The following is a 16,967-nucleotide window of genomic DNA, read 5'->3' as shown; positions in this document are numbered from 1 at the left end:
CCCTCACCGCCCCGGTCGCTCGCCCGCCGCGCCCGCGGGCCGCCGCGCGGGCGTGACGAGGTAGGGCCGTACGCTCTTGACCAGCATCGCCATCTCGTAGCCGAGGATCGCGGCGTCGGCCTCGCGGCCCGCGAGCACCGCGAGGCAGGTGCCGGTGCCCGCGGTGGTCACGAACAGCAGGGTGGAGTCGAGTTCCACCACGACCTGGCGCACCGTGCCGCTGTCCCCGAAACGCGCTCCCGCGCTGCGGCCGAGGGAGTAGAGGCCCGAGGCCAGGGCGGCCATGTGGTCGGCGCTGTCGGCGTCGAGGCCGTGCAGCGATCTGACCAGGCCGTCCGAGGAGAGCAGCACCGCGCTGCGGGTGTGGGGGACGCGCTGGACCAGGCCGGCGAGCAGCCAGTCCAGGTCCTGGGCATGGCCCGTCGATACGTCACTCGCCATCGTGTTCTCTCACTCCTCGTTCGTGGGGGTGCGGCGGTGCGCTTCGCGCCGGTGTGGCGCCGGGCGCTCGGCGGGCTGCCGCTGCGGGAGGTCGGGCTTCGCCGAGGCCGGCCGCCGCGGCGGCCCGGGGGCGCGCGGCGGCACGGCGCCGGTGCCCGCGTCCGCGGCGGCCTTGGCGCCCGCCTCCGTCTCGGCGAGGCCGATGCCGCGCCGGAACGCGGCCATCAGGCCGGGGTCGTGCACAGCGTGCTCGCCCGGCGCATCCGCGGGCGGCGCGGGGGGCCTCTCCCGCAGCTCGGGCACCAGGTGCTCCTGTCCCTGCCGCTTGGGCAGCCGCGGGCGTCCCTGCTGGGTCGCGCGGGCGACGCCGGGGGCACGCACGTCGTGCGCGGGGGGCACGCTCCGCACGGCCGGGGCCCTGTCGCCGCGCGCGGGCGACGGGATGCGCGTGCCGGGGCCGGCGGGGCCGTCCGGGGAGGAGGGGTCGGCCGGGCCGGCGTCCGGCTCCCGCCGCCGGGCGGCGGCGTCGTCCCGCGCGGGCGGTGCGGTCACCGGGGGCGGTGCCGCCCCCGGGGGCGGCGTGCTTCCCGGGGGCACGGCGGGCGGCACGGCGCGCGCCGCGGCCGGCGGTGCGGAGCCGTTCCCCGCCGCCGTGTCCTGGCCGTCCTGCCCGGTGCCGAGCAGCGTCTCCGGCAGGACGAGGACGGCCTGCACGCCGCCGTAGATGTTGGACTGGAGCCGTACCGCGATGCCGTGCCTGCGGGCGAGCGCGGACACCACGAACAGGCCGATCCTTCCGTCCTGGAGCAGATGGGCCACGTTGACCTGGTCGGGGTCGGCGAGCAGGCCGTTCATGCGCTTCTGCTCCTCGGGCGCCATACCGAGGCCGCGGTCCTCCACCTCGACGGCGAGCCCCGCGGTGACGCGCTGGGCGCGCAGCAGCACCTGGGTGTGCGGCGCGGAGAACAGCGTGGCGTTCTCGACGAGTTCGGCGAGCAGGTGGATCACGTCGGCGACGGCGTGGCCGCGCAGGGTGCCCTCGACCGGTGGTACGAGCGTGACCCGCGGGTACTGCTCGACCTCGGCGACCGCCGAGCGCAGCACCTCGGTCACGGAGACCGGCCTGCTCCACTGGCGGCGCGAGACGGCGCCGCCGAGCACGGCGAGGTTCTCCGCGTGCCTGCGGATGCGGGTGGCCAGGTGGTCGACGTGGAAGAGGCCCTTGAGCAGCTCGGGGTCCTCGACCTCGTTCTCCAGGTCGTCGAGGAGCTGGATCTCGCGGTGCACGAGGGACTGGAGCCGCCGCGCGAGGTTGACGAACACCTCGACGCGCTGTTCGTCGCCCGCGCTGCTTGAGAGCTGCGAGGCCTGGACGACGGCGGCCACGGCGGCCTCCTGCGAGCGGGTCAGCTCGCGGCCGAGCCGGTCGAGTTCGTCGCCCGCCGTGCGCGGGTCGGGCGGGGTGCGGCGCACGGTCACCTGGTCGCCGCGCCGCAGCCGCTCCACGACGGAGCGCAGTTCGTCCTGTCCGCGCGCGCTCGTCCTGCGCAGCGCGTGGCAGCGCTCGATGACGCCCCGCGCGGTGCGCTCGGCCCCGAGCGCGGCGGCCGCGACGGAGGCGAAGGCGACGAGTGCGGTGCCCGCGAGCGCCGCCCAGGCCCCCGCCGTGGGTTCCGTGCCGGACTGGCGCAGTACGACCACGACGGCCGCGGCTCCGCTGAGCGAGGCGACTATGGCGGGCAGGACCGCGGCCCGCAGCAACCGCGGCCGTATCCGTGTGTCCTGGACCTGCCGCGGCGCCGTGCGGGCGCCCGCCGTTCTGCCGCGGGCGCCCGGCCTGCCGTGCCGCCCGCCCTCGCGGCGGTCGGACCGCGCCGCGGGTGCGCGAAGTTGAGACATGCCGTCAGTGCCCTCCGTTGATCATCGAGCACTCACGGTAGTCGTGACCGGCGGGGGTACGGACGGCAGTTGGCGAACTTGCCCGTGCAACGTCCCGCTCTGGTATGAGCGTCAGGACACGCGTTCGACCCTCTCGTCCCGGCTGCTCAGCCCGCGGCGCGCGGCGGGCCTGCCGCCCGCGGGCGTCCTGGCGACCTGGCGCCACCACGGGGCGTCGGGCACCCGATCGGCCGTCGGTTCGAAGGGCTCGCCCGGCCGGGGCAGCGCGACCGCGGCGCCGGCCTCCTCGGCGGCCTCGACGGTGCCCTCGCCCGGCTCGGCCCACGGGTGCGGCGCGAGGTTGAAGGTCCCCCAGTGGATGGGCATCATCACGCCGGCCGGCGTGCCGCCCTGGAGGTCCAGGTGGGCCCGCATGCCCTCGTCGGGGGTCATGTGGATGTCGGGCCAGTACTCGGAGTACGCCCCGATCTGGATCATCGTGGCGTCGAACGGGCCGTGGGCTGCGCCGATGTCCCGGAAGCCGGTGAAGTAGCCGGTGTCGCCGCTGTGGTAGATCCGGTGCTCGGGGCCCGCTACCACCCAGGACGCCCAGAGCGTGTGCTGCTTGTTGCGGATGCCGCGGCCGCAGAAGTGCCGGGCGGGGGTGGCGGTCAGCCGCACGCCCGCCACCTCGGTGGCCTCGTGCCAGTCCAGCTCGCGGAGCCTGGAGGGCGCGACGCCCCAGCGCTCCAGGTGCGCGCCGACGCCGAGCGGTACGGCGAAGACCGTGTCCGTGGTGGCGAGCGCCTTGATGGTGGGCATGTCCAGGTGGTCGTAGTGGTCGTGGGAGATCACCACGACGTCCACCGGGCCCAGGGAGGCCAGCGGCACGGGCACGGGGTGCAGGCGCTTGGGGCCTGCGAAGGAGAACGGCGAGCAGCGCTCGCCCCACACCGGGTCGAACAGCACCCGCGCCCCGTCGATCTCGGCGAGCACGCTGGAGTGGCCCATCCAGGTCAGCCGGAGCCCGGTGGCGGGCGGCTTCGCGAGGTCGGCCAGCGTGGTCGGGTGCACGGGCACGGTGCCCGCGGGGGCCCTGCGGGCGCGCGCGTCCTTCTCGAAGTAGACCTTCGCCAGGTCGAGCGGCGAGCCCGAGGGTCTGGTGCGCGCCGTGCCGTCCGGGTTCTTGAACGTGCCGTCCGAGAAATGCGGCGAGCGCCGGATGCGGGCGAGGCGCTCGCCGGTCGACTCGGCGCCGAACGCCTCGGGGCGGCCTGCCGCCAGCAGGCGGCCCACCGTCGGGAGGCCGAAGGACCGGGGCGGCGAGGACGGGGCCGCGCTCTGGGGCGTGTGTACGGGGGATCCGGAGTTTTCCACGGCGTGACAACGTTTCCGGGCCGCTTCGGATTCCCGTTCCTGCGCATCCGCCACACCCGTACGGAACCGGCCGTCCGGCCGGGCGGCCGCCGCCCTCCCGGCCGGTGCGCGCGGGGCGGGGTGAGTAGGGTGTCGGGATTCGCCGTTCAGATGACGTCGTTCGCGGGTTCACCGCGGCGCGCCACCATGCCGGGACGGGCGGGGCCACCGACGGGAGAGGACCACTGTGACGGACCAGCCGAGCGGCGGCGAACCGGGCAGGACGGGGTACGACGTGCTGGTCGTCGGGGGCAGCGGAGTGGACACCGTGGTCCGGGTCGACTCGCTGCCCGTGCCGCTCGCCGACACCGTCGACGTGAGCGCGATACGGGAGTGGCCCGGCCACACCGGGGGCAATGTGGCGCTCGGCTGCCGGGCGCTCGGGCTCAGCGTGAAGTTCCTCGACTTCGTCGGCGAGGACTGGACCGGGGAGCAGGTGAGGGCCAGGCTCGCCGAGGGCGGCGTGGACTTCGAGGCGCTGCCTTCGCCCTCGGGCACCCGGCGGGCGGTGAGCCTGGTGGAGCGCACGGGCCGGCGGATGTCCTTCCAGGACGCGCGGGAGCCCGCCGGGCTGCGGATGCCGCGCTCCTTCTACCTGCCGCACCTGCGCGCGGCCCGCCATGTGCACCTGTCGGCGGTGGACTTCGCCCGCCATCTCTTCGACGACATCGCCGAGGCGGGCGTACCGGTCTCCACGGACCTCCAGGACTGGGACGGACTCACCGAGCACCAGCGGGACTTCGCGCTCCGCGCCGACGTGGTGTTCCTGAGCGCGGCCGGGGCGGGCGGGAGGATCGCCTCGGTGATGAAGGAGATCCTGCGGGAGGGGCGCGCCGAGGTCGTGGTGGCCACGGCGGGCGCGGGCGGCTCGTACCTGATGACGCGGGAGGGCAGCAGGACGCCTCGCCCGGTGGCGGCCGAGGTGCCGCCCGCGCCGGTGGTCGACTCCAACGGCGCGGGCGACGCGTACGTCTGCGGCTTCCTCTACGGCAGGCTGGCCGGGCGGGGCCTCGACGCGTGCGCGGCGCTCGGCGCCCGCGCGGGCGCCCACGCCTGCACGGGCCAGGGCCCCGAAGCGCTGATAGGCCGCGACGACCTGCTGGCGCGGGCACGCTGAGGCCGCGGCGACGACCGCCGCGGCGGTCCGGTCGGTGAGCAGCCTGTCCCGCTGCCGCAGCCGCGCCCCCTTACGGCTCCACAGCGCGGCCCAGCCGGCGGCTCCGAGCGCGTCGTGGGCGGCGCACCGCGCGGCCGCCCAGGGGCGGGTGCGCACCGCGTCGCCCACCGGGAGCGCCCGCAGCGCCGCCACCGCCCGCGCTGTCAGAGGGCCTTGATAGAACTGCTGCAACGTCGGCCGACCCACGGGCCACCCGTTCTCTGGAGCCATCGCCATGCCCTCGGACAGCCTCACGGAATTCCACGGCCTGCCCACTTTCGACTTCTCCGGCGCGCGGGGCGCGCAGGGGCTCCCGCCCGCCGACTCCGTCGCCTGGCGGATCTGGGTCGAGTCGTACGACGCGGAGATCCCCTGGGACAAGGAGTTCGACCGGTTCGCTGAGGCCGTCGATCTCACCCGGGTGAGGGCGCTGGTCGTGGGCGCGTGGAGCGACGCCTACGAGTCGGGCCCGGACGAGGTCGTCGAGGCCCTCACCGGGGCGCGTGACCGGCTGACCTCGCTGCGCGCCCTCTTCCTCGGCGACATGACCTTCGAGGAGTGCGAGATCTCCTGGATCAACCAGACCCAGGTGGCGCCCCTGCTCAGGGCCTTCCCCGCACTGGAGGAGTTCGGCGTGCGGGGCGGCCAGGAGCTGGGGTTCGACCCGGTCGACCACGCCTCGCTGCGCTCGCTGAGGATCGAGACGGGCGGTCTCGACGGCGCCGTGGTGCGGGGCATCGGCGCGAGCACCCTGCCCGCGCTCGAACGCCTCGATCTGTGGCTCGGCGTGGAGAACTACGGCGGTACGACCACGGTCGCCGACCTCGCGCCCTTCCTGTCCGGCGAGCGCTTTCCCGCACTGCGCCACCTCGCCCTGCACAACAGCGAGTTGCAGGACGAGATCGCGGTGGCCTGCGCGTCGGCCCCGGTCGTCGCGCGGCTCGAGACACTGGACCTGTCGATGGGCACCCTCGGTGACGCGGGGGCAGAGGCGCTGCTCGCGGGCCAGCCGCTCACCCACCTCAGGCGGCTCGACCTGTCCCACCACTACATCTCCGAGGCGCTCCAGGAGCGCATCACGGCCGAACTGGCGGGCGCGGGCGTGGAGGTGGACCTCGACGACGACGGGGCGCGCGAGGACGCCGACGGCGACGAGGACTTCCGCTACGTGGCCGTGGCGGAGTAGCGCCGTGGCGGGGTGGGTCGTGGTGGGGATACCCGGCAGCCGCAGGGTCGGGCTGTTCGGCGCCGCGCTGCGCGCCGCGGGGCTGCCGCCCGCGCGGCTGGTGCCGTGGGCCGACGTGCTGCGGGGCCGCTCCCCCGCGTTCGGGGGCGGGGAGACGGTCCGCGTCGAGTCGCCCGGCGAGGACGCCGAGGTGGACAGGCTGCTGCGCGGGCCGCTCGACGCGGCGCGTGTCGAGGGCACCGCCCGCTGGTACACGGCGTTGACCGGGGCCGTACGGGGGCTCGGGCGTGCAGCGACCGCGGCGGGGGCCGCCCTGCTGCACGACCCCGCGGAGTTCGCGGTCCTCTTCGACAAGCGGCTGTGCCACGGCGTGCTCGCCGGCGCCGGGGTGGCCGTGCCCGCGTCCCCGACGTCGGGCCCCGCCGCGCCCTCCGTCGCGGGCTGGGAAGACGTGCGGGCCCTGATGGCGGGCGCGGGGCTGCGCCGGGCGTTCGTGAAGATCGCCCACGGCTCCTCGGCCTCCGGTGTCCTGGCTGTGGAGACGGCGAGCCGCGGGCGGGTGCGCGCGGTCACCTCCGTCGAGCGGGATGCCGCAGGACGGCTGTTCAACTCGCTGCGGGTGCGGGCGTACGCGACGGAGCGCCAGGTCGCCGCGGTGGTGGACGCGCTGGCGCCGGACGGGCTGCACGTGGAGCGGTGGCTGCCGAAGGCGGCCCTGGGCGGGCGCAGTGCGGACCTGCGGGTCGTCGTGGTGGCGGGCCGGGCGACCCACGCGGTGGTGCGCACCAGCCGCTCCCCCATGACCAACCTCCACCTGGGCGGCGCCCGCGGCGACCTGGCCGCGGTGCGCGCGGCGGTGGCGGCGGCGGGCGGCAGTTTCGGCGAGGCGCTCGCGCTGTGCGAGCGGGCCGCCGCCTGTTTCCCGCGCACCCACTGCGTCGGCGTCGACCTGCTGCCCGAGTCGGGCTGGCGGCGCTTCGCGGTCGGCGAGGTCAACGCGTTCGGGGACCTGCTGCCCGGGCTGACCGGGCTGCCGGGAACCGCAGCCGAGGGGCTCGACACCTACGCGGCACAGCTGGCCGCCGCGCCCCTGCGGGGTACCCGTGGCTGAGCGGTGTCCGCCGGGCACCGGTCCCGGGCAGAGCGGCAGGCCGGACATGACCGAGGTGGTCGGCAGGGACGACCTGCTGTTCGTCACGCTCGACACCCTGCGTCACGACGTCGCGGCGGAGCTGGCCGCCGCCGGGCGCACGCCCGAGCTCGCCCGCAGGCTGCCGGGCGGCCGGTGGGAGCAGCGGCACGCGCCGGGCAGCTTCACCTACGCCTCGCACCAGGCGATGTTCGCGGGGTTCCTGCCCACGCCGGTGCGCCAGGGCCCGCACCCCCGGCTGTTCGCCGCGCGCTTCCCCGGCAGCGAGTCCACCGCGGAGGGCACATACGTCTTCGAGGAGGCGGACCTCGTGTCGGGGCTCGCCGCCGCCGGGTACCGCACGGTGTGCATCGGCGGGGTCGGCTTCTTCAACCGCCTCGGCGCCCTGGGGTCCGTGCTGCCCGGCCTGTTCCAGGAGGCGCACTGGGAGCCGGAGTTCGGTGTGGCGTCGCCGCACTCCTTCGAGGCGCAGGTGGCGCGCGCCGAGCAGGTGGTGGCCGGACTCCCGGCCGGGCGGCGGCTGTTCCTCTTCGTCAATGTCTCCGCGCTGCACCAGCCCAACTGGTTCCACCTGCCGGGCGCCACCGCGGCGGCCGGCGACACGCGCGCCAGCCACGCGGCGGCCCTCGCCTACGTGGACCGGCACATCGGCCGGCTGTTCGCCGCCATGAGTTCCCGGCGCCGCTGCTTCGCCGTCGTCTGCTCCGACCACGGCACCGCGTACGGCGACGACGGGTGGAGCGGCCACCGCATCGGCCACGAGTCCGTGTGGACCGTCCCGTACGCCCACTTCTTCCTTGACGACCCGAGGACCGCACCATGAACGAAGGCCCCGCGACGGCCCTCTCCGCCCGGCAGGCGCCCCCGGCGCACGGCTCCGGGGAGCGTGCCCGGGACCCGCGCCCTTACCAGCACTACGTCTACGCCTACCCGCACAAGACCGCCTACGAGGAGCTCGACGACGCGCCTTCGCTGCGGGACGTATGGGCGGGCGAGCCGCGCGACGCGCTCGCGCTCTATCTGCACATCCCGTTCTGCGAGGTCCGCTGCGGCTTCTGCAACCTGTTCACCCGGATCGGCGCGCCCGACGGGCTGACGACGCGCTATCTCGAAGCGCTGGAGCGGCAGGCGCTCGCCGTGCGCGAAGCCCTCGGCGACGCGGAGCCGGTGGCCTTCGCCGCCGCGGCCTTCGGCGGCGGCACGCCGACGTTCCTCACCGCGGGTGAGCTGGAGCGGCTGTGCGACATCGCGGAGAAGCGCGCGGGCGCGGACCTGTCGGCCGTGCCGCTGTCCGTGGAGGCGTCGCCCGCCACGGCGACCGTGGACCGGCTCGCCGTCCTCGCGGACCGCGGCGCGACCCGGCTGAGCCTCGGGGTGCAGAGCTTCGTGGAGGCGGAGGCGCGGGCGGCGGTGCGCCCGCAGCGCAGGGCCGACGTGGAGGCGGCGCTCGGCCGGATCCGCGACGCGGGCATCCCCGTCCTCAACATCGACCTGATCTACGGGATCGAGGGGCAGACCGAGGAAAGCTGGCGGCACTCGCTGCGGGCCGCGCTCGCCTGGCGCCCCGAGGAGCTGTACCTCTACCCGCTGTACGTGCGGCCGAAGACCGCGCTCGGCCGCCGGGAGCCGGATGAGGCGGCCTGGGACACCCAGCGGCTGCGGCTGTACCGCCACGGCCGCGACCTCCTGCTCGCCGAGGGCTACGAGCAGGTGTCGATGCGGATGTTCCGCAGGCCCGGCCCGCCCGCGCAGGGACCGGACGACCACGCCTGCCAGACCGACGGCATGGTCGGGCTCGGCTGCGGCGCCCGCTCGTACACCTCGCGGCTGCACTACTCCTTCGACTACGCCGTGGACATGCGGGAGACACGCGCCATCGTGGACCGCTACACAGGGACCGCGGACTTCTCCCGCGCGCACCGCGGCTTCCGGATCGGCCCCGCGGGCGACGAGCCGCGCCGCCGCCACCTCCTGCAGTCGCTGCTCCAGGCCGCCGGACTCGGCCTCGCGGAGTACCGGGCCAGGTTCGGCAGCTGCCCCGCCGACGACTTCCCCGCCGAACTCGCCGACTTCGCCACGCGCGGCTGGCTCGACGGCGCGGCGGCCGACGCCGGTCTGCTGCGACTCTCCCCCGAGGGCCTCGCCCACTCCGACGCGCTGGGACCCGCGCTGTTCTCACCCGCCGTACGGGCGCGGATGTCCGCGTACGAGCCGAGGTGAGGCGGACGTGGACCTGACCGTGCCACACGAAGTGGGCATTTCCCCGGGTCGATGGCGTGGGAGCACGACGGAGGCGTGCGCCCCGGCCGTCAGTCCATCCCCTTCTTGCCCGGCGTCCAGAACGGCTTGGTCAGGACCGCGCGCCGGTCCCGGCCCGCTTCCTGGACGAGCACCCGCCGCACTGCTTGCACGTCCCGTGCCTCCCCGGCGACGTAGGCGATCCCGCCGGGTCCGGGAGCGAGGCGTCGTACGGCGTCCGGCAGGGACGTCCCGCCCCGGGGCACCCGGCCGAGCCGGTCGCCGCCCGCCAGGGGCATTCGCGGGGCTCACAGCGCCTCGCGCGCTCTCGCGTCATATACGGACGGTGCCGGACTCAGGCAGACTGACCAGGTTTTTCGCGCCAGTCCCGGACTCGTTCGGACTCGTTGGAAGGTTCCTGTGGACCTGACCGTGCTCTACCGGGGGCCGCTCGCCTCCTGCGACTACGACTGTCCCTACTGCCCGTTCGCGAAGCGGCGCGACACGCCCGCGCAGCTGCGCGCGGACCGTGCGGCGCTCGACCGGTTCACCGGCTGGGCGGCCGATGCGTCACAGGACCGGCTGTCGCTGCTGTTCACGCCGTGGGGCGAGGGCCTCGTGCGGTCCTGGTACCGGCGGGCGCTGACCGATCTCTCGCATCTGCCGCACGTGGCGCGGGTCGCGATCCAGACCAATCTGAGCTGTCGCACGGAGTGGACCGCCGACGCCGACCCGGCGAAGCTCGCGCTGTGGTGCACGTACCACCCGGGGCAGACCCCGTACGACCGGTTCCTCGGCAAGTGCCGGGAGCTGGCCGCGCGCGGGATCCGCTTCAGCGTCGGCGTCGTGGGGCTGCCCGGCCACCTGCCACACGCCCGCAGGCTGCGCGCGGCGCTGCCGCCGCACGTCTACCTCTGGGTGAACGCGGCCGAGGGGCACGTGTACACGGACGCGGAGGCGGCGCGCTGGACGGAGCTCGACCCGCTGTTCCCCTACAGCAGGGCCCCGCACCGCTCCGCCGGGCTGCCGTGCAGGACGGGCGAGTCCGTGGTGTCGGTGGACGGCGGCGGCACGGTGCGCCGCTGCCACTTCGTCCGTGCGGAGCTGGGAAACCTCTACGACGGCTCCTACCGGCGCGCGCTCGGGCCGCGCGCCTGCCCGCTCGCCGTCTGCGACTGCCACATCGGCTACGTCCACCTGGAGTCGCTGCCGCTGTACGACGTGTTCGCCGGGGGCGTGCTGGAGCGGATACCGGCCCGCCTGCCGCCCGTGTCCGCCGGGGTCAGGGCCTGAGCGGCAGCAGGTCGGGCCGCTTGGCCGCGGCGTGGTCGCCGGAGGACTCGCCGCGCAGCCTGCGCCCGATCCACGGCACCAGGTACTCCCTGGCCCACTGGATGTCGTCGCGTCGGCCCACCAGCGCGCCCCGCGGCGGCATGGCGGGCCAGGGCTGCTCCGGGTCGGCGGGCACGGCGACGCCGAGCACCTGCCCGGCGCGCAGCGCGACCCGCGTGTGGCCCTCGGGCGAGAGGTGCAGCCGGTCCGCGTCCCAGGCGCGCCGGTCCTGGACCGACCGCAGCGACCACAGGTCGAGCACGGGGCAGCCGTAGCGGTCCGCGATGGCCCTGACGTGCGCGGTGTACGTGGCGATCTTGCCGCGCAGGTGGCGCAGGACCGGCACGCCCCTCGGGTCGAAGCCGGTGGTGACCATGACCGTGCCGACCGAGCGGGTCAGGTCGGCGACGGCGCTCTCGTACACCTCGGCGATCAGGTCGGGGTCGGCGCCCGGCCTGATGAGGTCGTTGCCGCCTGCGCAGAAGGTCACGAGGTCGGAGCGGAGCCGCTGGGCGCGCGGCACCTGGGTGCGGACGATCTCGTCGATGAGCTTGCCGCGCACCGCGAGGTTCGCGTAGTGGAAGTCGCCGTGCGCGCTGTCGGGCGCCTCGGGGTCGTCGGGCAGCCGGTCGGCGAGGAGGACCGCGAGGCGGTCGGCCCAGCCGACGCAGCTCCCGTCGGGGCCGGGGTCGCCGACGCCCTCCGTGAAGCTGTCGCCGACCGCCGTGTAGGACCGGAGGCGGGGTCCAGCGGTGTGCCGCTGTGCTCTGGTGTCGTCAGCCACGCCTGTATTTTTCACCCGCGGTGCCCACCTACGCGACCGTAGGCAGGAGGCGGGGGCCGCAGGTGGCCGCTGTGATCCCGCTCACGGCGCGGCCGAGGCGCGAGCCGACGGGCGGGCGCGGTCCCGGCGCGCGACCGGTGTCCTGGGGGGCGCCGGTCCTGTGCGGTACGCGCCGCCCGCCGATGGCCTAGGGTCGGGAGCCGAGCCGCACGGCGTCCGCGCCGTCACCGACCGGGGAGGAGTCCTCCGTGGGGCAGGAGCCGCAGTACGTCGCCCAGGACACCGGGACCGCGCCTGGCCCGGCGGCGGGCCCTGGTGCCGCTCCCACGGCGGAGCCCGAGCTCACCGGAGTGCGCAACTTCCGGGACGTGGGCGGCCTTCCGGCGGCCGGCGGCCTGCGGGTGCGTACGGGTGTCCTGTTCCGCAGCGGCCATCTGGCGGGCGCCACCGCCCAGGACGCGGTCTTCCTCGCGTCGCTCGGCCTGCACACGGTCTACGACTTCCGCAACGCGGCCGACATCAAGCTGGACGGCCAGGACATCGAGCTGCCCGGCGTGCGCCACGTGAACATCCCGCTCAACGACCCGGCGGACGGGGCGGAGTTCTGGAAGCTGGTCCGGCACGGCGACGTGGCGCAGCTGCGCGCGCTGCTCGCGGACGGCCGGGCCGCGGCCCGGATGACGGACTCCTACCGCCGTACGGTCCTCGAAAGGACCGCTGAGCACGGCCGGGTGGTGCGTTCCCTCGCCGACGGCGGCGTGCCCGTACTGCTGCACTGCGCCGCGGGCAAGGACAGGGCGGGGGTGACGACGGCGGTGGTGCTGCTGGCGCTCGGGGTCGGGTACGAGGCGATCGAGGAGGACTACCTCAAGTCCAATGCCGCGCACCGGCGCTACCGGGTGCGCCGCGGCGAGGGTGCGGGCGGCGGCAGGTCGGCCGAGGTGATGGAGCTGCTCGGCCCGCTGTTCGACGCCCGCTCCGCCTATCTGCGCACGGCGTTCGAGACGATCGAGGAGACCTGGGGCGGTGCCGGCCGCTATCTGGCGGAGGGGCTCGGAGTCACGCCCGAGGTACGTGAGCGGCTGCGCGAACGGCTACTGACCGCGTGAGCCGACCTTGAAAAGCAGGTACAGGAAGCCCGCGATCGCGTGGCCCGCGATCAGGTAGGCGAACAGCCGGATGGCCAGGCCGCGCGGCAGGATGCCCTCCTTGTGGTCGGGCTTCTGACTGTCCAGCGGGTCGTGTGACATGGTGACCGCCTCTCGGGGGTGGTGGTGCCGCTCGGCGCCCGGGGCGCTCAGCGGTGGTGGAGGCCCGCGCCGTCGAGGCACAGCTCGCCGGCGGGGCTCTGGAGCAGGGTGTGCACGAACAGCAGCTCGGCTCCCGCGGGCTCGACCGCGGCGATGCGGTGCGGGACGAGCGAGTCGAAGTGGGCGCTGTCGCCCGGCTCCAGGACGTGCACGCCGTCGCCGAGCGCGAGGCGCAGCCGTCCGGTCAGGACATAGAGCCACTCCTCGCCGGGATGGACGCGTACGAGGTTGCCCTGCGCGCCGTACTCGACCGTGACGCGCAGCGGCTGCATGGCGCGCCCGGGGTTGCCGGCCTGGCGGTAGACCCAGCCGTCCGCCTCGACGGGCTCGGCGCGCCCGCCCCTGACGATCGGGTCACGTTCCGGCGGCATCTCGCCCAGCAGGTCGGAGACCGTCGTACCGTAGATGCGCGCGAGGGCGAGCAGCAGGGGCAGCGAGGGCTGCCGGTTACCCGTCTCCAGGCGGGAGAGGTGCGCGGGCGAGAGCCCGGCCCTCGCGGCGGCGGTCTCCAGGGTGAGCCTGCGGCCACGGCGCAGCTCCCGCAGGCGCGGGGCGACGTCGGGCAGGGGCTCATCGGGTGACGGGCCGACCGCGGGGGCGGTGGCTCCTGGAGTGCTCATGCCTCCATTGGGCCAAAAACTTTCCTCCGAGGCAAATTACTTGCCTCGGAGGCAAAAGGTCAGGGTACTGCCGCTCAGCGGTTGGCCACAGCCTGCTTGACCAGCGTCTTTCCGAAGTCCCACATCAGCCCGCCGCCGCCGTGCGCGTCGTCCATCACGGCGGTGAAGGCGTCCACGAACCGGTCCACCTCACGCTCGCCGATGGTGAGCGGCGGGATCAGCTTGATCACTTCGAGGAAGTCGCCGGAGACCTGGGTGAGGATCCGGTGCTTCTGGAGCAGCGGCACGACGACCATCTGGGCGAACAGCCCCTTGCGCGCGGCCTGGAGCATGGTCCAGCGACTGCGCAGCTTGAGCGAGTTGGGCCGGCCGAACTCGATGCCGACCATCAGACCCCGGCCCCGTACGTCGTGCAGCAGCTCGTACTTCGGAATCAGGTCCGTGAGCCGCTGCTTCAGCAGCTCGCCCGTGCGGCGCGCGTTCTCCACGACCTTCTCGTCCTCCATCACGGAGAGGACGGCGAGGCCGGCCGCCATCGCCTGCGCGTTGGCGCCGAAGCTCGCCGAGTGCACCAGCACCCGGTCCATCGAGGAGTAGACCTTCTTGAAGATCCAGTCCTTGCCGAGGGTCGCGCTCACCGGGACATAGCCGCCGGACAGCGCCTTCGCCACGCAGACCAGGTCCGGCTCGACGCCCTCCTCGTGCTGGTACGCGTAGAACGCGCCGGTCCTGCCCATGCCGGTCTGCACCTCGTCGGCGATGAGGAGCGCCTTGTGCTTGTGCAGCAGGTCCTGCGCGGCGCGCAGGAACCCGGCGGGCGGCTGGTGCACGCCCTTGCCCTGGATCGGCTCGACCACGAAGCCCGCGACGTCGCCCTTCTTGAGCTCGCGCTCCAGCGCGTCAAGGTCGCCGAGCGGCACGGCCGTGTCCGGCAGCAGCGGCGCGAAGCCGTCGCGGAAGCTGTCCTCGCCGTTGACCGAGAGGGAGCCCGTGGTCAGCCCGTGGAAGGCGTGCGAGGCGTACAGGATCCGCTTGCGCCCGGTGGCGTACCGGGCGAACTTCAGCGCGGTCTCGACCGCCTCGGTGCCGCTGTTGCCGAAGAACACCCGGTCCAGGTGGGGGCTGTGGGCGAGCAGCCGCTCGGCGAGCAGGCCGGGCAGCGGCTGGCAGTCGAAGCGGGTGAGGTCGGCGAGCGAGGCGTCCAGCACGTCGTGCAGGGCCTTGCGCACCACGGGGTGGTGGCGGCCGAGGCCCATGACGCCGAAGCCGGCGAGCATGTCCAGGTAGTCGTTGCCGTCCGCGTCCCAGAAGTAGGCGCCCTCGGCCCGCTCGTAGAACTTGTCGAAGCCGATGGTGTGCAGCATGCGCGGCAGCTGCGGGTTGACGTACCTGCCGTGCAGCTCGTACCGCTCGGCGCCACGCTCGGCGAGGAGCCGTGCCAGGTCGAAGCCCTTGGCGGGCGCGGGCTCCGCGGCGGGGGCAGGGGCGGGCGCCGGGGACCCGTTCGGCTCCGCGGGCCCCGCGGCTTCGGTGGACTGGGTCATTCCGCATTCTCCTTGCGTGCCAGGGCGGCACTGATACGTCCTGCGATCTCGACCGGGGTGAGGCCGATGTCGGCGAGCAGCTCACCCCGCTTGGCGTGCGGGAGGAACCGCTCGGGGATGCCGAAGGCCCGCAGCGGCACGTCGCACCCGGCGTCCCGCAGCAGCTGCCCGACCGCCCAGCCGACGCCTCCCGTACGGCTGTTGTCCTCCACGACGGCGACCAGCCGGTGGCGCCCGGCGAGCGGCACGAGCTGCTCGTCGAGGGGCTTGACCCACCGCGGGTCCACGACGGTGCACTCGACGCCGCGCGCCTGGAGCAATTCGGCGGCGCGCAGGCAGGCGGGGGCGAGGGCGCCCGCGGAGACGAGCAGCACGTCGGGCGCGCCGGCCCCTTCCGCGGGCCGGCGCAGGACGTCCATCCCGCCGGCGCGCCCGACCGCGGGCACCGGCTCCCCCACCGACTCCTTCGGGAAGCGGACCACCGTCGGCGCGTCGTCGACGGCGACGGCCTCCCGCAGCTGGGCGCGGAGCTGGTCGGCGTCGCGCGGCGCGGCGATCCTGAGGCCCGGTACGACCTGGAGCACCGACATGTCCCACATGCCGTTGTGGGAGGGGCCGTCGCTGCCCGTGACCCCGGCGCGGTCGAGGACGAACGTCACTCCGCAGCGGTGCAGCGCCACGTCCATCAGCACCTGGTCGAAGGCCCGGTTGAGGAAGGTCGCGTACACGGCGACGACGGGGTGCAGCCCGCCGGTGGCGAGGCCCGCGGCCGAGGTGGCCGCGTGCTGCTCGGCGATGCCCACGTCCCACACGCGGTCGGGGAAGCGCTCGGCGAACGGCCCGAGGCCGACCGGTCCGGGCATGGCGGCCGTCAGCGCCACCACGTCGGGCCGCTCCTCGCCGACGGCCGCGAGTTCCTCGGCGAACACCGAGGTCCACGAGGGCGCGCTCGGCGCGAGCGGCTCGCAGGTGAGCGGGTCCATCGCGCCAACGGTGTGGAAGTGGTCCGCCTCGTCCTGGAGGGCGGGCGGGTAGCCGCGGCCCTTCTCGGTCAGGCAGTGCACGAGGACGGGCCCGGAGAAGCGCCGCGCGGTGTGCAGCGCCGCCTCGACGGCGGCCACGTCGTGCCCGTCGATGGGGCCGAGGTACTTGATGCCGAGGTCCTCGAACATCCCCTGCGGCTGGAAGGCGTCCTTGAAGCCCTTCTTGGCGCCGTGCAGCGAGCCGTAGAGCTGCCTGCCGACGACCGGTGTGTTCTGCAGGACCTCCTTGCCCCAGGCGAGCGCGCGCTCGTAGCCGTCGGTGAGGCGCAGCGTCGACAGGTGCGCGGCGAGGCCGCCGATGGTGGGCGCGTAGCTGCGCTCGTTGTCGTTGACGACGATGACCAGCCGCCGGTCCCTGGCGGCGGCGATGTTGTTCAGCGCCTCCCAGGCCATGCCGCCGGTGAGCGCGCCGTCCCCGATGACGGCGACGACGTGGGAGTCACCGCCCCGCACGTCGCGCGCCTTGGCGAGGCCGTCGGCCCAGCCGAGGACCGTGGAGGCGTGCGAGTTCTCGATCACGTCGTGCTCGGACTCGGCGCGCGAGGGGTAGCCGGAGAGCCCGCCCTTGCCCCGCAGCTTGGAGAAGTCCTGCCGCCCGGTGAGCAGCTTGTGGACGTACGCCTGGTGCCCGGTGTCCCACAGCACGCGGTCCACGGGCGAGTCGAAGACCCGGTGCAGGGCGATGGTGAGCTCCACCACGCCGAGGTTGGGTCCGAGGTGGCCACCGGTCCTGGCCACCGCCTGGATGAGGAACTCCCTGATGTCCTCGGCGAGTTCGTCGAGTTCACCCTCGCTCAGCGCCTTGAGATCGCGCGGCCCCCGAATGCTCTCAAGGATCGACACGCTCGGCCCCCTCTCGGTTCGTACCA

The 16,967-nt window shown here is 74.7% G+C and carries 16 protein-coding genes; 7 read left to right on the top strand and 9 right to left on the bottom strand.

Translation table 11 applies throughout. The features are described from left to right. Positions 1-3 precede the first annotated feature (3 nt). The 3 genes from ABEA77_RS05705 to ABEA77_RS05695 form a co-directional block, all read right to left on the bottom strand. Positions 4-441 carry a roadblock/LC7 domain-containing protein gene (locus ABEA77_RS05705; protein ID WP_345642038.1) on the bottom strand — a complete coding sequence of 146 codons (438 nt, stop codon included), beginning with the start codon at positions 439-441 and terminating at the stop codon, positions 4-6. A gap of 9 nt (positions 442-450) precedes the next feature. Beyond that, complete coding sequence (locus tag ABEA77_RS05700) at positions 451-2,340, bottom strand: sensor histidine kinase (RefSeq protein ID WP_345642035.1); 1,890 nt, start codon at positions 2,338-2,340, stop codon at positions 451-453. A gap of 111 nt (positions 2,341-2,451) precedes the next feature. Beyond that, a complete protein-coding gene (locus tag ABEA77_RS05695; protein ID WP_345642032.1) occupies positions 2,452-3,615 on the bottom strand; it encodes an MBL fold metallo-hydrolase in 1,164 nt (387 codons plus the stop codon). A gap of 307 nt (positions 3,616-3,922) precedes the next feature. Here ABEA77_RS05695 and ABEA77_RS05690 point away from each other — a divergent pair, with 307 nt between their 5' ends. The 5 genes from ABEA77_RS05690 to ABEA77_RS05670 all read left to right on the top strand — a co-directional run bounded on the left by ABEA77_RS05690 (position 3,923) and on the right by ABEA77_RS05670 (position 9,447). Then, positions 3,923-4,852 carry a carbohydrate kinase family protein gene (locus tag ABEA77_RS05690; protein ID WP_345642030.1) on the top strand — a complete coding sequence of 310 codons (930 nt, stop codon included), beginning with the start codon at positions 3,923-3,925 and terminating at the stop codon, positions 4,850-4,852. Between the two features lie 274 nt (positions 4,853-5,126). Beyond that, positions 5,127-6,077, top strand: a complete 951-nt coding sequence (locus tag ABEA77_RS05685) for an STM4015 family protein (protein WP_345642027.1) — start codon at positions 5,127-5,129, stop codon at positions 6,075-6,077. A gap of 4 nt (positions 6,078-6,081) precedes the next feature. Next, on the top strand, positions 6,082-7,188 hold the full coding sequence (locus ABEA77_RS05680; protein ID WP_345642024.1) for an STM4014 family protein: 1,107 nt from the start codon (positions 6,082-6,084) through the stop codon (positions 7,186-7,188). Positions 7,189-7,234: 46 nt separating this feature from the next. Beyond that, a complete protein-coding gene (locus ABEA77_RS05675) occupies positions 7,235-8,050 on the top strand; it encodes an STM4013/SEN3800 family hydrolase (RefSeq protein WP_345642022.1) in 816 nt (271 codons plus the stop codon). Next, positions 8,047-9,447: an STM4012 family radical SAM protein gene (locus ABEA77_RS05670; RefSeq protein WP_345642019.1), complete on the top strand. Its 1,401-nt coding sequence runs from the start codon at positions 8,047-8,049 to the stop codon at positions 9,445-9,447. The genes ABEA77_RS05675 and ABEA77_RS05670 overlap by 4 nt, the downstream gene beginning before the upstream one ends. Positions 9,448-9,536: 89 nt before the next feature. Here the strand turns inward: ABEA77_RS05670 and ABEA77_RS05665 are convergent, their stop codons facing one another. After that, on the bottom strand, positions 9,537-9,764 hold the full coding sequence (locus ABEA77_RS05665; protein WP_425588202.1) for an SIP domain-containing protein: 228 nt from the start codon (positions 9,762-9,764) through the stop codon (positions 9,537-9,539). A gap of 121 nt (positions 9,765-9,885) precedes the next feature. On the opposite strand from ABEA77_RS05665, the gene ABEA77_RS05660 reads away from it, so the two are divergent. Then, the gene (locus tag ABEA77_RS05660) at positions 9,886-10,758 is read left to right on the top strand and encodes an STM4011 family radical SAM protein (RefSeq protein ID WP_345642017.1); all 873 of its coding nucleotides are present in this window, start codon (positions 9,886-9,888) and stop codon (positions 10,756-10,758) included. On the opposite strand, the gene ABEA77_RS05655 is transcribed toward ABEA77_RS05660, so the two are convergent. After that, on the bottom strand, positions 10,748-11,581 hold the full coding sequence (locus tag ABEA77_RS05655; protein ID WP_345642014.1) for an SGNH/GDSL hydrolase family protein: 834 nt from the start codon (positions 11,579-11,581) through the stop codon (positions 10,748-10,750). The two genes, ABEA77_RS05660 and ABEA77_RS05655, sit on opposite strands and share 11 nt — an antisense overlap. Positions 11,582-11,931: 350 nt before the next feature. On the opposite strand from ABEA77_RS05655, the gene ABEA77_RS05650 reads away from it, so the two are divergent. Further along, on the top strand, positions 11,932-12,690 hold the full coding sequence (locus ABEA77_RS05650; RefSeq protein ID WP_345642187.1) for a tyrosine-protein phosphatase: 759 nt from the start codon (positions 11,932-11,934) through the stop codon (positions 12,688-12,690). On the opposite strand, the gene ABEA77_RS05645 is transcribed toward ABEA77_RS05650, so the two are convergent. From ABEA77_RS05645 to dxs, 4 genes are all read right to left on the bottom strand, one after another. Continuing rightward, a complete protein-coding gene (locus tag ABEA77_RS05645; protein WP_345642012.1) occupies positions 12,676-12,831 on the bottom strand; it encodes a DUF6126 family protein in 156 nt (51 codons plus the stop codon). The two genes, ABEA77_RS05650 and ABEA77_RS05645, sit on opposite strands and share 15 nt — an antisense overlap. A gap of 47 nt (positions 12,832-12,878) precedes the next feature. Continuing rightward, complete coding sequence (locus ABEA77_RS05640) at positions 12,879-13,511, bottom strand: cupin domain-containing protein (protein WP_345642009.1); 633 nt, start codon at positions 13,509-13,511, stop codon at positions 12,879-12,881. Positions 13,512-13,585: 74 nt separating this feature from the next. Continuing rightward, complete coding sequence (locus ABEA77_RS05635; protein WP_345642006.1) at positions 13,586-15,055, bottom strand: aspartate aminotransferase family protein; 1,470 nt, start codon at positions 15,053-15,055, stop codon at positions 13,586-13,588. Next, complete coding sequence (dxs, locus tag ABEA77_RS05630; protein WP_345642003.1) at positions 15,052-16,941, bottom strand: 1-deoxy-D-xylulose-5-phosphate synthase; 1,890 nt, start codon at positions 16,939-16,941, stop codon at positions 15,052-15,054. The genes ABEA77_RS05635 and dxs overlap by 4 nt, the downstream gene beginning before the upstream one ends. Positions 16,942-16,967: the final 26 nt, after the last annotated feature.

Origin of the sequence: Streptomyces tremellae, assembly GCF_039540215.1 — a bacterium.
Classification (GTDB): Bacteria; Actinomycetota; Actinomycetes; order Streptomycetales; family Streptomycetaceae; genus Streptomyces; species Streptomyces tremellae.
Note: the sequence above shows the minus strand (reverse complement) of the source record. Positions and strands in the feature narration are given on the sequence as shown.